General features: G+C 27.9%; 13 protein-coding genes and 1 tRNA gene. 7 read left to right on the plus strand and 7 right to left on the minus strand.

The genetic code is table 11. The annotated features are described in order from the left end of the window. Positions 1–148 precede the first annotated feature (148 nt). Positions 149–403 (plus strand): UPF0147 family protein, encoded by a 255-nt coding sequence (locus A9758_RS04095; protein ID WP_048059929.1) that lies wholly within the window; start codon positions 149–151, stop codon positions 401–403. On the opposite strand, the gene A9758_RS04100 is transcribed toward A9758_RS04095, so the two are convergent. Together A9758_RS04100 and A9758_RS04105 are read right to left on the minus strand one after the other, a co-directional pair. Further along, on the minus strand, positions 393–971 hold the full coding sequence (locus A9758_RS04100; RefSeq protein WP_011407150.1) for a class II aldolase/adducin family protein: 579 nt from the start codon (positions 969–971) through the stop codon (positions 393–395). The genes A9758_RS04095 and A9758_RS04100 overlap by 11 nt on opposite strands. Before the next feature lie 12 nt (positions 972–983). After that, entirely contained in the window at positions 984–2,456 is a 1,473-nt protein-coding gene (locus A9758_RS04105) for a DNA-directed DNA polymerase II small subunit (RefSeq protein WP_011407149.1), read from the minus strand. Positions 2,457–2,601: 145 nt separating this feature from the next. Between A9758_RS04105 and A9758_RS04110 the strand changes: the two genes are divergently transcribed. Next, entirely contained in the window at positions 2,602–3,237 is a 636-nt protein-coding gene (locus A9758_RS04110) for a hypothetical protein (RefSeq protein ID WP_011407148.1), read from the plus strand. A 231-nt stretch (positions 3,238–3,468) separates the two neighbouring features. After that, entirely contained in the window at positions 3,469–4,569 is a 1,101-nt protein-coding gene (gene cobJ, locus A9758_RS04115; protein ID WP_011407147.1) for a precorrin-3B C(17)-methyltransferase, read from the plus strand. A gap of 137 nt (positions 4,570–4,706) precedes the next feature. On the opposite strand, the gene A9758_RS07675 is transcribed toward cobJ, so the two are convergent. From A9758_RS07675 to A9758_RS04135, 5 genes are all read right to left on the minus strand, one after another. Then, positions 4,707–5,228 (minus strand): 4Fe-4S binding protein, encoded by a 522-nt coding sequence (locus A9758_RS07675; protein WP_011407146.1) that lies wholly within the window; start codon positions 5,226–5,228, stop codon positions 4,707–4,709. Next, positions 5,158–5,547, minus strand: a complete 390-nt coding sequence (locus tag A9758_RS07680) for a hypothetical protein (protein WP_011407145.1) — start codon at positions 5,545–5,547, stop codon at positions 5,158–5,160. Before A9758_RS07680 ends, A9758_RS07675 begins: the two co-directional genes overlap by 71 nt. A 34-nt stretch (positions 5,548–5,581) precedes the next feature. Next, positions 5,582–6,460: a diaminopimelate epimerase gene (dapF, locus tag A9758_RS04125; protein WP_011407144.1), complete on the minus strand. Its 879-nt coding sequence runs from the start codon at positions 6,458–6,460 to the stop codon at positions 5,582–5,584. Next, positions 6,457–7,746 carry a diaminopimelate decarboxylase gene (lysA, locus tag A9758_RS04130; protein ID WP_011407143.1) on the minus strand — a complete coding sequence of 430 codons (1,290 nt, stop codon included), beginning with the start codon at positions 7,744–7,746 and terminating at the stop codon, positions 6,457–6,459. The genes dapF and lysA overlap by 4 nt, the downstream gene beginning before the upstream one ends. Before the next feature lie 159 nt (positions 7,747–7,905). Then, positions 7,906–7,981, minus strand: a tRNA-Arg gene (locus A9758_RS04135). Positions 7,982–8,189: 208 nt separating this feature from the next. Between A9758_RS04135 and ilvD the strand changes: the two genes are divergently transcribed. The 4 genes from ilvD to A9758_RS04155 all read left to right on the plus strand — a co-directional run bounded on the left by ilvD (position 8,190) and on the right by A9758_RS04155 (position 14,180). Continuing rightward, positions 8,190–9,839, plus strand: a complete 1,650-nt coding sequence (gene ilvD / locus A9758_RS04140; protein ID WP_011407142.1) for a dihydroxy-acid dehydratase — start codon at positions 8,190–8,192, stop codon at positions 9,837–9,839. A gap of 44 nt (positions 9,840–9,883) precedes the next feature. Further along, on the plus strand, positions 9,884–10,387 hold the full coding sequence (locus A9758_RS04145) for a signal peptidase I (protein WP_011407141.1): 504 nt from the start codon (positions 9,884–9,886) through the stop codon (positions 10,385–10,387). A 31-nt stretch (positions 10,388–10,418) separates the two neighbouring features. Further along, positions 10,419–12,101 (plus strand): arginine--tRNA ligase, encoded by a 1,683-nt coding sequence (gene argS / locus A9758_RS04150; RefSeq protein ID WP_011407140.1) that lies wholly within the window; start codon positions 10,419–10,421, stop codon positions 12,099–12,101. Positions 12,102–12,335: 234 nt separating this feature from the next. After that, on the plus strand, positions 12,336–14,180 hold the full coding sequence (locus A9758_RS04155; RefSeq protein ID WP_011407139.1) for a threonine--tRNA ligase: 1,845 nt from the start codon (positions 12,336–12,338) through the stop codon (positions 14,178–14,180). Positions 14,181–14,513: the final 333 nt, after the last annotated feature.

Raw genomic sequence — 14,513 nt, forward strand, 5'->3', positions numbered from 1 at the left:
ATATATAAAAAAAAATAATAAAGATAGAATAAAAAAATAATTATTTCTTTTTTCTTTATTAATATAATGAGCTATAACTTTTATTTTGTTTATTAAAATTAAATAAGTAAAAATAATTTTATTAGGGAGTATAACTATGTCTGATATAATGAATAATGAAGAAATTTTTTCAAACTGCACAGAAATCTTATCACAGATAATTAATGATACAAGTGTACCAAGAAACATAAGAAAAGCAGCTGAAGATTCAACAAATCTTTTAGCAAAAGATGAAGAACCAACAATCAAAGCTAGTACAGTAATATCTATACTAGATGATATAAGTAACGATCCAAACATACCTATACATGCTAGAATTCTTATATGGAATATTTTAAGTGAATTAGAAGCAGTTAAAGATTAAGTGTGTGTGTAATATATTGTGTTTTAGCTATACCTTCTATATATTCACATAGAAGTGTAGCTTCATCAATATCTTTACCCACAGTAATAACACCATGATTTTTTAATAAAACTGCATCCTCTTCTTTCAATGCATTACTTGTATGCAAGGCTAATTTTTTACTACCCGGAGTATAATATTCAACTTCAGCAATATATTCACCAGTAATTTCACCAAAACCTTCCTGTTGACGTAATCTTTTATTACTAAATGCAAAAGCAGTTGCATAAGGTGAATGAACATGAACAACACTGTTTACATCGTTTCTATTAATATATACACCAATATGAAGACTAGTTTCCATTGAAGGAACTTTTTCATCATTTGAAACATATGATAAATCATCTAATTTTACTTTAATAATATCAGAATATTTTAAACTCTTAAAATCAGTTCCTGAAGCAGTTATGTAGATATATTCTCTTTTTTTATCAATTATACTAATATTTCCTGCTTTTCCAATAATCATATCCTTATTATAAATATGATGTGCTGTTTTAACTATATTTTCTATAATGTTATTATCCATAAAATCTAACTCCTATTCTTTAGTAAAATCCAATAACTGTAATGTTCCATGATTTAATACTGGTACTTGAGCACATGTAGGTACTATGTTATAGATTTTCTGAAACTCGGTTTGTTTTTGGAATGTACCAGAATTCAACATATGAACTCCTTTATATTTTGTATGAGAATTAATATGGACATGTCCTGTATGTAATACATCAGGAATATCATCAATAACAAGATAATCCTCAAATTCACTTGCAAGTGGTGTACGTTCACCATATATTGGTGCAAGATGTCTTTTTTCCAGTAACAATTGCATTATTTTATCAGTATCTGCATGTGTATAATTATTTAAAGCCATAACAATATCATCAAAACTTCGACCATGATATATTTGAACTTTAATATTATCTAAGTTAACAACTGAGGGATTACTTACCATTTCAATATTTTTCTGATTACATAAATCTTTAGCATATTTCTCAGTTAATGCAGGTTGAGGTTCTGCAAGACGTGTAGCATCATGGTTACCTGGAGATAATATTATAGGAATATCTGTAATATCACCTAATAGGCGTGCAGCTTCAGCATATTGTTCATATATATCTTTAATTTTTAATTCCTTTTCTTGATTTGGATAGATTCCAATACCATCAACTAAGTCTCCACCAATAACAAGGTATTTAACATCGTTTGCAAGGTCTTGTTGCTCTTGATTTCCATAATTTCCATTTAACCATTTAATGAATCTATTAAATGAATCTTCATCAAATTGTTTACTACCTATATGAACATCTGAAATAAATACTATTGAAAAATTCATGTCTTTATCTATAATTTTATGTCTTTGAATTCCTGGATGTACAATTTCATCTGCTCTTATTAATGTTCCATTAGTACTACCACTAACTCCAATAACTTCATCTTTTACAAGTGTCTGACTACTATTTATTAAATCTTCGTTATCATTTAGTATTATGACACTTCCAGTACCTGTAGGATCTTCTATTTCTATTATTCTATGCCCATTTTTTGTATTATTAATATTATTTATCATTCCAATAACTTGTAAATTATCAATGTTTGTTTTTGTAGTTTTTAATTCATTTATTTTCTTAAATTCAGGATTTTCTTGTATAATTTTCTTTAATTTATCATATCTACTATTGAAGTACTTATTTAAATCATTAATATCTCCATCAGTGTATGATTTGTTTGTTACATCAAGTATTACTTCGTATGGTGTTTCTTGTTTCGATCGTATTTCTCTTGTTTTTGGATTTTCAATTATTGATTCATGTATTCTTCTTTTTTCTTGTTCTTGATAATTTCTTATAGTTTGTGTAGTGATGATATACTGATCATTTTCATTTTCTTCAATATATTCTATTAATTCATTAATTAGATAATCATAATCAGAATTTCCCTTGATTTCTGCATAAGCATTGTTATTTAATAACAGTTGTGCTTTTTGAAATTTTTTAATTATATCATTTGACATTAGATCAGCTACATTTTTTTTAATTATATATTTTTTTATCTCAATAATATAATATATAATATATATTATAATTAACTTAAATTAATATTAGAATATAAACTGTTATTATACTATTTTATATTAATTAAACTATGGGGGTAAATTAATGTCAAAGATACTTAAGATTCTTCTTTTTGTTGTAGGGATTTTCATATTTTTTGAAATTGGATTGTTTGCATCGTATACTTTAATATCTTCAGGTCATGTTGATCCTGTGGAATTGGTTTCAGTACAAATAAATGAAGCTTCAGATTTTATAGGTTCTTTTACTGGTGAAAAAAATCTAAAAGATCAGAATACATTAAATATAACTAATAATGAGAATGTAGCTTTAGTTTTAAATAATTTAACGAATTTGAGTGTTAATCTGAATTCTGTTACAGCGAAGGTTTCAAGTGATGATACTGGAAATCAAACAGTTACAATAACAGCTTTAGCATCAAAAGATGTACAAGTATCATCTGGTGGAGCAATTATAATAGCTCCTGAACAAACATACAGTATTACTGCTACTGCTATTGGTGAAGTATATTCTTCTGGTAAAGTTAAAATTAATACAACATCAATATCTCTTAAAGAAAGTATTGTTTTATATGATCAATCAAATAATAAAACCAGTGGAAAAAATATAACTAATATATCACAGTATATTGCAGATAAAAATAGTAACAATACTACTGGGGTTTATAATAATACAACAGCTGTTCAAAATACTAATAATTTAAGTAGGGCACGAGCATAAGTATTATTTTTTCATTTCTTTTTTTTAATTCTTTTTTTCATAATATTTACATAATTAAATTTATATCTACTAAAAATCTACTTTTTTGGAAATTATCAGGCTTAATAATAAATAATATGAAGAATACATTATTATTCAACATTAATACAGTATTTTTTTATTATATTATATCTTTAAAGATTTTAATTTCTAATGTATTATGATAAATACTTAATAAGGAGGACATTTTTAATGATTAGTTTAATAGGGATAGGTTCAAAAAGAGAACACATAACTCTAAAAGCAGTAGATAGAATAAAGGAAGCTGATGTAGTAATTGCATATCATCCATATCTTACACATATTCAGGATTTGCTAGAAGGAAAAGAAGTACATAGTAGAGGTATGGGAGATGAAATGCAAAGGGTAGAATTGGCTGTTGAAAAGGAAAAAGAAGGTTTACAAGTGGCAATTATAAGTTCTGGAGATCCTGGAATTTATGGTATGGCAAATGTATATTTTCAGATAATTGATAAATATCCTGACCTTGAATTTGAGGTAATACCTGGTGTAACAGCAGCAACATACTCAGCAAGTGCACTTGGAGCTCCATTACATGATCTTGCAATTATTAGTCTTAGTAATTTATTAACTCCACTTGATGAAATTCAAAGAAAAATAAAACATGCTGCAATAGCAGATTTAGTAATAGCATTCTACAATCCTAAGAGTAAATCTAGAACAGAACCATTTGAAGTAGCATGTGATACTTTATTAGAAAATAGAAATCCTGAAACACCTGTTGGTATTGTTACAACAAAGGATGGAGTTGAAACTTTAACAAATATTTGTAAATTAAAAGATTTAAGAACTCAGGATATTGACATGTTTACAACAATCATTGTTGGAAATTCAATGACTTATGTTAAAAAAGGTAAAATGATAACTCCAAGGGGTTATAAAATGGATGCTAAGTTACCTGAGTTAACAGAACAATTCTATGAAAAATTCTTTAAAGGGGATATACAGATTGGTCCTAACACTGATTGTGAATATTTCCCATGTCATAATAATCAAGAAAATTGTACATTCTGTTTCTGTCCATTCTATCCATGTGCTGATGGATCAACTGGTGGAAAATGGATAGAAGGAAAGAATGTGTGGAATTGTAGTAATTGTAATTGGATACATAAAGATGAAGTTGTAGATGAAGTACTTGACTATGTAAAAGATAATATTCATTCTATGAATGATTTTAAAACTAAGAAAAAAGCATTATTAAAACTTAGACGTTCTACAATTTATAAAACTAGAAATTTAGATTTTAATCGTAACTTTGAATTAGATGAATAACTCATTCTATTTTTATTATTTTTTACACTTGAAATCCATGTTTTTGTTTTTTACATAGATTTTATTCATCTACTTTTTAAATTAGAAAATATTTTTAGAACATAATTTACACTTGAAATATATCTTATTGGATTTTACTATTTTTCTATATTCACTATATTATTAATATCATCTATAGTGTAGTTCATATTATCATCATAATTTATTTTCATGGCATTAACAGGACAGTTACTCACACATTGACTACAACCCATACAATTACTATTTACTTTAATTTTATTATCATCTATTGTTATTGCCTCAACAAAACATATATCAACACATTTTTTACATAAAATACATTGATTATCATCACAATAAACACTAATACCTGGTAATTTATGGAAGTTTCCCTGAATACTATCACTAAAATTAGGTAGTACTCTCCATAAACAACAACATGGACAACAATTACATATTGTTAATAACTCATCTGATGGACCTACATTCATCCACCTAACATCAAGTTTATTTCTACCCATAATATGAATTAATCCAGCATTATTACATTTATCAATATGATTAATAGCCTCATCTGGTGTTACTTCTCTACAATACTTTCTGGAAATCTTTTTTGTAGCTCTTCCAAGAAATATACAACCTATTCTGTGGATAATCATTACAATTTGCAGAAGTTCTACATAAACAACTATTCATTATAACAATATAATTAGCATTTCTAATAATTTCTTTAATAATATCACTTGGAAATACGATATTTTTGGTTTTATCAATTGTTTTATTAACTTCAATAGTTTCTAAGTGGGTAATATTATTGTTATTTGGAATAAAATATGTTTTATCATCTTCAAAAAGTAGTTTTGTTAGTATTTTATTGAAAATTCTTGATTTTCTACTTAAAAGTGCAACTTTAAAACGTAAATGGAAGATGTACTTCACAATAAATGTACTTATATCTTCAAAAACAATACGCTTCATAGTATCAATCCTAAAAATTAAAAAAAAGGTGGAATTAAATATCCACTGTCATTTGAGCTTTATACACAGTAACTGCTTTTCCTTCCATTGTAGCAGTTAAGTATTCATTATGATCACTTACTGTAATATCTAAATCTCCTCCAGAGAGATGTGCATGAACTTTTTCATTTAAAAGTCCCATTTTATATCCAAGGAGTACACAACTTGTTGTACCAGTACCACAAGCAAATGTAAAACCTGCACCACGTTCCCATGTTAAAATGTTAATTTCTCCAGGAGAAACAATATTTACAAAATGAACATTTACTTTTTCAGGAAATGCTTTATGATTTTCAATACGTGGACCATAATAATCTAAATCAATATCATCAATGTTTATATCAGTAAATGAAACAGCATGTGGATTTCCTACACTAACAGAACTCATTATGATTTTTTCACCATCAACATCAATTTCTTCATCAATAAATTCATCAGTATTTCCACTAGGAGCTATTGCTGGAATTTCTTCTGGTTTGAAAAATCCCTTTCCCATATCAATAGCAATACTTTTAACAACATCATCTTCAACTGTAAGTCTTGCTTCTTTAATATCTTCCATAGTTTCTATTTGCATGGTTTGTTTTTTAACAATATCATTATCATAAACGTACTTTGCTAAACAACGAATACCATTTCCACACATTTCAGCTTCACTACCATCACTGTTAAATATACGGAATCTAACATCAGATTTATCTGATTTACATGCAAATATTACACCGTCAGAACCAACACTAAATCTACGTGTGCATATATCGTTACTTAATTTGTTTTTTGCTTCTTCAGGAATAACTTCAGTTTCTGTTTCATTAATTACAATATAATCATTACCAAGTGCATGCATTTTAGTAAATTCTATTTCTTTAATCATTTTAATAACCTTGTAGGAATTTTTTGACCATTAAATAAGTCACTGAATTCTTCTCTTCTTCTAATTACATCTACTTCGTCTTTGTTTACAAGAACTTCTGCAGGTCTAGGTCTTGAATTGTATTGTGAAGCCATACTGTATGCATATGCTCCAGCATTTAATATTGCAAGTAAGTCTCCTTCTTCAAGTTTAGGCATAGGTCTGTCTCTTGCAAATAAATCTCCTGATTCACATAAGTTTCCTGCAATATCAATTTCTTCCACATTTTCTTCATTAATTTTATTTGCAACAACTATGTGGTGGTATGAACCATACATTGTAGGTCTAAGTAATGTTCCAAATCCACAGTCTACACCAGCAAATTTACGATAACTTTCTTTTATAGTATTTACTCTCGTAAGGAGTACTTCAGCATTACCTACTAAGAATCTTCCTGGTTCTATGTACATTGCAGGTTTTCCCATATCATATTCTTCTAATTTTGATTTAAATAATTTAATTATGTCTGTTGTGAATGTTTCTAGGTCTAATTCATTTTCTGTTGGTTCATATGGGATACCAAATCCTCCACCAAAATCTAGGAATTTAAAGTCTACTCCTACTTCTTTATGAACTTTTCCAGCAATATCCATCATTGTTTCAACAGCTAACATGAATGGTTCAGATTCAAGAATTTCAGAACCTATGTGGGAGTGCATTCCTATAGGTTTAAATCCTAAATCAATAGCTTTTTGATATACTTCAACAGCTTCTTCTTCTTTTATTCCAAATTTACTTTTTGGACCACCAGTAATACAGTGTTCATGATGTCCTGCTTCTACCATCGGGTTAACTCTTATGGATATTTCTTTTCCTTTAGTTCCTTCAATGGTACTTAATCTTTCAAGTGCAGAAATACTGTCAAGATTTATTGTAACTCCAGTTTTATGTGCATATTCTAGTTCTTCATTTGTTACGTTGTTTCCAGTAAATACTATTCTTTCTGGTGTAAATCCTGCAAGAAGTGCAGTGTATATTTCACCGGGAGATACGGCATCAATGTAACTTCCTTCATCTTCTAATATTTTCATTACTGCTAGGTTTGTATTTGCTTTTGCAGCATAACACATGTGAAGATCTTCATATTTACTATTAAATGCAGTGTATAATTTATTATAATTATTTCTAACTTTTTCTTCATCTATCACATATAATGGTGTTTTATATTTTTCAGCAAGTTCGTTAGCATCTATATTTCCAATAATGAGATGATTATTTTCTTTTTTTAAATTAAAATCATATGGCATTTTATTGATTCCTATTGTAGTTAGTTTATATTTTAAAAAAAAGTTATATAATATTCTATTTAATCAAAAAAAGTTCTTTTTTAAAAGTATAAATTTTATAGTTAATATATTTTTGTTATTTTTTTTATAAATTTTAAATTAAAAATAGATTATAAATAACGAGCCCAGGGGGATTTGAACCCCCGATCTTGGGATCCGAAGTCCCACGTCATAATCCTGGCTAGACTATGAGCCCATCTTTAACATTATAATTATTTGTATTTTATTATATAATTACTTTCTTATATTTTATTAATTTAATTAAAAAAATTATTATAGCATTATAATAATATATATTAATATATTATTGAGAAATATTTTGTAGATTTAATTAATTTTTTTTAATCATAATATTCCCTATTGGATTCAAGTATATTTTTTATTTAATAATAGGATATGATTTAATGAGAAGCGATAATATAAAAAAAGGAATTAACAGAACATCACACAGATCCCTCCTAAGAGCATGTGGATTGGATGATAATGATATGAAAAAACCATTTATTGGAATAGCTAATAGTTATACTGATATAGTACCTGGACATATTCATTTAAAAGATTTAGTTCAAGAAGTTAAAGAGGTTATTAGATTAGAAGGGGGAGTTCCTTTTGAATTTGATACAATGGCTGTTTGTGATGGTATAGCAATGAATCATGAAGGAATGTATTATTCTCTTCCATCACGGGAAATTATTGCAAATACTGTGGAAAGTATGGCAATGGCACATCAATTTGATGCATTGATACTAATGCCAACCTGTGATAAAGTTGTACCAGGTATGATAATGGCAGCAGCAAGATTAAATATTCCAGCAATAGTTATTACTGGTGGACCAATGATGCCAGGTAAATTCCATGGTGAAACAGTAGATTTTATTAATGTTACAGAAGCTGTAGGAGCAACACAATCTGGTAAAATGTCAGAAGAAGATCTATATGAATTAGAACGTTGTGCTTGTCCAGGAGCAGGTTCATGTGCAGGATTATTTACAGCAAATACAATGGCTTGTCTTACAGAAACAATGGGTATGAGTCTACCAGGATGTGCAACAGCACATGCAGTAAGTGATAAAAAAGTAGAAATTGCAAGAGCTTCAGCTAAAAAAATATTTACATTATTAGAAAATGATATTAAGCCATCAGATATATTAACTCAGGAAGCATTTGAAAATGCAATAAAAGTTGACTTAGCATTGGGAGGTTCTACAAATACCACATTACATATTCCTGCAATAGCAAATGAAGTGGATGGAGTAGATGTAACAATAGATTTATTTGATAAATTAAGTCATGAAGTACCATATATTTGTAGTATTAGACCTGGTGGAAACAATCGTATGATTGATGTTGAAAATGCTGGAGGAATTCCTGCAGTAATGAAAAACATGGAATCAATACTTAACACTGATTGTATAACATGTACTTCAAACTCAGTAAAAGAAAACTTAGAAAAAGTGTCTGATATTGATTATAATGTAATTCACACATTAGATGATCCTATAAGAACAGAAGGTGGAATTGCAGTGTTATATGGAAATGTAGCACCTAATGGTTGTGTAATTAAACAGGGTGCAGTAAATGAAGACATGCTTGTTCATTCAGGTCCATGTAAAGTATTTAATTCTGAAGAAGAATGTGTACTAGCCATAGAAAATGATGAAATTATCGATGGGGATGTTGTAGTAATAAGGTATGAAGGTCCAAAAGGAGGACCAGGTATGCGTGAAATGCTAAATCCTACAGCAGCAATAATGGGTCGTGAATTATTCCATGTAGCTTTAATTACTGATGGTAGATTTTCAGGAGGAAGTAGAGGTCCATGTATAGGACATATATCACCTGAAGCAGCAGAAGGTGGACCTATTGGTGCAATAGAAAATGGAGATATTGTTTCTATAAATGTAAAAGAAAGAACTATTAAATTAGAATTAACTGATGATGAAATAAAAGAAAGATTATCTAAAGTTAAACCAGTGGAACGTAATCTTAAAGGATGGTTAAAACAATACCAAAAATTAGCAACATCTGCAGATAAAGGTGCAATACTAAAATAAATCCTTTTTATTTTCTTTTTTCAAGTGATATGGGGGTGAATTTTTTGTCTAAAAAACGCAATAATAGGAAGAATAAGAAAAAAAATCAAAAAGAATTAGAGGATACATCAAAGAGTAAATATCATTTAACAAAAGAAATACTAAGTTATGTTCTTATAATAGTTATTGCTGTTATTTTATCAGCACACCTTAATGTGGTAGTATCAGGAAGTATGGAACCATCATTTTATAGGGGTGATATTGTAGCAATTGAAAATGTTCATACATATTATGGAATGCAAGAATTTGACCCATATAATGATATTAAAATAAATGATGTGGTTGTATATGATGCACAATGGTATCCAGAACCTGTAATACATAGGGTTATTGATATAAATGAAATAAATGGATCTAAATATTATACTATAAAAGGAGATAATAATGAAGTTGAAGATCCATATCTAGTTTCACCAGAACAAATAAGAGCTAAAGTAATCACAATTGGTGATAATTTATTAATCATTCCAAAAATAGGATATATAACTCTATGGTTTAGAGGATTATGATTTAAACATAAACTAAGAGGAGATAGAATTAATGTACTCAAAACTAAAGACAGAGATAAATGAAAGTATAAAAGAAGCTTTAACAAAACTAAGAATAAAATATGATGATGAAATCATACTAGAAGAACCACCAAATCCTTCCATGGGTGATATGTCAACTAATATTGCTTTCTCTTTAGCTAGTAAACTAAAAAAGTCACCAGTTGAAATTGCTCAGGAAATTAAGGAAAATATAAAACTACCATTATATTTTGAAAAAGTAGAAACAAAAGGACCATATATTAACTTCTATATTAACTACACATTATTTACAACAAAAGTAGTAAATTATATTGATAAAAATTATGGTGAACTACCAGAAAAAGATGAAAGAATTCTTTTAGAACATACATCTGCAAATCCTAATGGTCCATTACATGTTGGACATCTAAGAAATGCAATACTTGGAGATTCTCTAAAAAGAATACTTCAACATGCAGGATATAAAGTAGAAGCTCAATATTATGTTAATGATATGGGTAGACAAATTGCAATTATTGTATGGGGAATGGACAAATTTAACTACACAGTTGATGATGATAAAAAAGCAGATCATGCAATAGGTGAAGTATATTATAAATGTAATCAACAATTAGAAGCAAATCCTGAATATAATCAAGAAATAGATGATATTTTAAGAAAATATGAAGAAGGAACTGATGCAGCACTAATTGATGCTTTCCAAGGCGTAGTAGAATATTGTATTGATGGAATAAAAGAAACACTTAAAGATTTAAATATTAAAATGAATCTTTTTAAATGGGAAAGTACATTTTTAAGAAATGGTAGTGTAGATGATGTACTTGAAAAATTACAACCATTTACAATACAAAAGGATATTCTATACTTACCTTTAGAAAGATATAATGTAGATAAAGAATTAGTACTTAGAAGATCAAATGGTACTAGTTTATATGCAACAAGAGATTTAGCATATCATCAATATAAAACAAAAAATAGTGATATTTCATTAGATATTTTAGGAGCAGATCATAAATTAGCTGCAAAACAGTTAGGTTTAGCATTAGAATTATCTAATAATAGGGCTCCAGAAGTAGTATTCTATGAATTTATAGATTTACCTGAAGGTTCAATGTCAACAAGAAAAGGAGTGTTTATATCAGTTGATGAATTTATTGAACAATCAGTAGAACATGCAAAAGAAGAATTAATACGTCGTGATCTTGATTTAACAGAAAAACAAATCGAAGAAGTATCAAAAATTGTTGGTGTAGGTTCAATAAGATTCTATATTAATCAAATATCACCAGAAAAACCTATTACATTCAAATGGGAAGAAGCATTAAGCTTTGAGCGAGGCTGTGCTTCAATACAATATGCTCATGCAAGAGCATGTAAATTACTTGCTAAATCAGATTATAATGAATTTGAAGAAGTAAGATGTGATTATGAATTAGATGATGAAGAAAAAGATCTTATAAAAACATTATCACAATTTACAGAAGTAATTTGTCAATCTGCACAAGAAAGAAGAGTACATCATTTAGCTCAATACACATTAAGTCTTTCAAAAGCATTTAATAAATTCTACAAATCAAAACAAGTTATAGGTTCAGAACATGAGAAACTACGTTTAAAACTAGTTGATGCTTCAAGAATTACACTTAAAAATTCTCTAAAACTCTTAGGAATTAAATCTCCAGAATTCATGTAATTCTCCTCTAAACTTCTTTTTTTAGATTTTTACAAGATATTTAATTATATTTTATTTATTATATTTTTACTAATAATATTAATTTGGAATACAAATACTGATATTAATATAATATGAATTATATAAATAATAACTAATGATATTTTAATTATTATAATCTACTTAAGTATATTTATTTAATAAATAGTAGATTAATTATACGTGTCTCGGAATTTCATGGAGGAATAATTAGAAATGCGAACTTTAATGATACATTCAGATTATTTAAGGTATAAAACTAGAAGTAAAACTAAAATAGCTGAAGATATAGATGATGAAAAAAGAGTTTCTGGAGTAGATGAAGCACTAGTTGCTTTTATTGCAGTTGAAAAAGAAGATGAAGAAAATCCAGAATTAATAATTAATAAAGCAGTAAAAGAAATATTAAATGTACAAAATAAAGTAAATGCAGAAAATATTGTAATTTATCCATATGCACACTTAAGTTCTTCTTTATCAAACCCTGATATAGCTCAAAAAATATTAAAAGGTATTGAAGCTGAATTATTAGATAACAATGAAGCAGTGCTTAGAGTACCATTTGGATGGTATAAATCCTTTGAATTATCATGTAAAGGACATCCATTATCTGAGTTATCAAGAACTATAACAACAGAACCTGAAGAAGAAAGTGAAGACTCTGAAGAAGAACCTTCAGAACCATCTAAAATGTTTATCTTAGAAGAAGATGGAAACATATTCGATGTTGAAGAATACAACTATAAAAATAAAACTCTAAGACAATTAGTTGATCATGAAGAAGGTAAAACAAAAGATACAGGAAAACAACCACCTCATGTAAGATTAATGAGGGAAAAAGAATTGGCAAGTAATGAACCAGCAGCTGATGTGGGACATATTAGATGGTATCCTAAAGGTAAACTTGTAAAAGATTTATTAAGTGACTATGTATATCAACTTGTTACACAAAGAGGTGCAATGCCTGTAGAAACTCCTGTAATGTATGATTTAGCAAATCCTGCAATAAGAGAACATGCAGAAAAATTTGGTGAAAGACAATACAGATTAAAAACAAAACACAGAGAATTAATGTTAAGATTTGCATGTTGTTTTGGAGCATTCAGAATTCTAGCAGATTCATTCCTCACATGGAAAAACATGCCTGTAGGAATTTATGAATTATCAACATTCAGTTTCAGATTTGAAAGACAGGGAGAAGTTGTAGGTCTTAAAAGATTAAGAGCTTTCACAATGCCTGATTTCCACAGTGTATGTTTAAATGATGATCATGCAAGAGAAGTATTTGCAAATCAAGTAGATATGTGTGCTCAAACAGAAACTGATTTAGATGTACATTATGAGGTTGCATTCCGTGTAACACAAGACTTCTTTGATGAAAATGAAGATTGGATTAAAGAAGTAGTTAAAAACAACATTAAAAAACCAGTTCTTTTAGAAGTTATTCCTAAAATGAAACATTACTGGAATGCTAAAGTTGACTTTGCAGCAATTGATGATTTGGGAAGACCAATAGAAAATCCTACAGTTCAAATGGATATTCAAAGTGCAAAAAGATTTGGTATCACATATCTTGATGAAAATGAAGAACAACAATATCCAACAATATTACACTGTAGTCCTACAGGAAGTATTGAAAGAGTTATTTGTAGTTTACTTGAAAAAACTTCAACAGATAAGGGTAATAAACCATCATTACCATTATGGCTTGCACCTACACAGGTAAGAATAATTCCTGTTACTGATAATCACTTAGATTATGCTAAAGAGATTTACCAACAAATTAGGGACAGTAATATAAGGGTGGATATTGATGATACTGCTGAAAGAGTAGGTAAGAAAATTAGAAATGCTGGAAAAGAATGGATTCCATACACAATAGTTGTAGGTGATAATGAGGTAGAAAATAATTCTATTTCAGTTAACAGACGTGTTGACAACACTAAAGAAGAAATTTCTATTGAAGATTTAGCAGAAGAAATACATACTCTTACAAAAGACATGCCATTTAGACAGTTACCTTTACCATACATGGTATCTAAACGTGTAAAATTTGATTAAGGTAGTATTATATCTTAATTATTCCTCTTTTTTTTAATCTTTTTATTTAAAATATATTTTAGGTGAATATTTAATTTTTTTTTAAATTTTAAATAATTTTCATACATTGAATTTCAATATAAATGAAAACTATAACAATTACTTATTTATTATATTAAATTTTATATATATTCAAATATGAAAAAATAATATAGAAGATTTATTTTTAATATGAATCTTTTTTATTATAAAATGAGATTGTAGTATAAAAAAGATTTTAATATCTTTTTTTACTATCTTCTCGGAAGGTTTTAAAAGAAAATGAAAATAATAAAATATTTTAGTTTATTTATT

Origin of the sequence: Methanosphaera sp. A6 (assembly GCF_001729395.1) — an archaeon.
GTDB classification, from domain to species: Archaea; Methanobacteriota; Methanobacteria; order Methanobacteriales; family Methanobacteriaceae; genus Methanosphaera; species Methanosphaera stadtmanae.

Excerpts from the sequence above, each read along its gene's own strand:
- A9758_RS04095 (WP_048059929.1), top strand. The coding sequence starts at position 149 with ATGAATAATGAAGAAATTTTTTCAAACTGCACAGAAATCTTATCACAG.
- A9758_RS04100 (WP_011407150.1), bottom strand. The coding sequence starts at position 971 with ATGGATAATAACATTATAGAAAATATAGTTAAAACAGCACATCATATT.
- A9758_RS04105 (WP_011407149.1), bottom strand. The coding sequence starts at position 2,456 with ATGTCAAATGATATAATTAAAAAATTTCAAAAAGCACAACTGTTATTA.
- A9758_RS04110 (WP_011407148.1), top strand. The coding sequence starts at position 2,602 with ATGTCAAAGATACTTAAGATTCTTCTTTTTGTTGTAGGGATTTTCATA.
- cobJ (WP_011407147.1), top strand. The coding sequence starts at position 3,469 with ATGATTAGTTTAATAGGGATAGGTTCAAAAAGAGAACACATAACTCTA.
- A9758_RS07675 (WP_011407146.1), bottom strand. The coding sequence starts at position 5,228 with ATGATTATCCACAGAATAGGTTGTATATTTCTTGGAAGAGCTACAAAA.
- A9758_RS07680 (WP_011407145.1), bottom strand. The coding sequence starts at position 5,547 with ATGAAGCGTATTGTTTTTGAAGATATAAGTACATTTATTGTGAAGTAC.
- dapF (WP_011407144.1), bottom strand. The coding sequence starts at position 6,460 with ATGATTAAAGAAATAGAATTTACTAAAATGCATGCACTTGGTAATGAT.
- lysA (WP_011407143.1), bottom strand. The coding sequence starts at position 7,746 with ATGCCATATGATTTTAATTTAAAAAAAGAAAATAATCATCTCATTATT.
- ilvD (WP_011407142.1), top strand. The coding sequence starts at position 8,190 with ATGAGAAGCGATAATATAAAAAAAGGAATTAACAGAACATCACACAGA.
- argS (WP_011407140.1), top strand. The coding sequence starts at position 10,419 with ATGTACTCAAAACTAAAGACAGAGATAAATGAAAGTATAAAAGAAGCT.
- A9758_RS04155 (WP_011407139.1), top strand. The coding sequence starts at position 12,336 with ATGCGAACTTTAATGATACATTCAGATTATTTAAGGTATAAAACTAGA.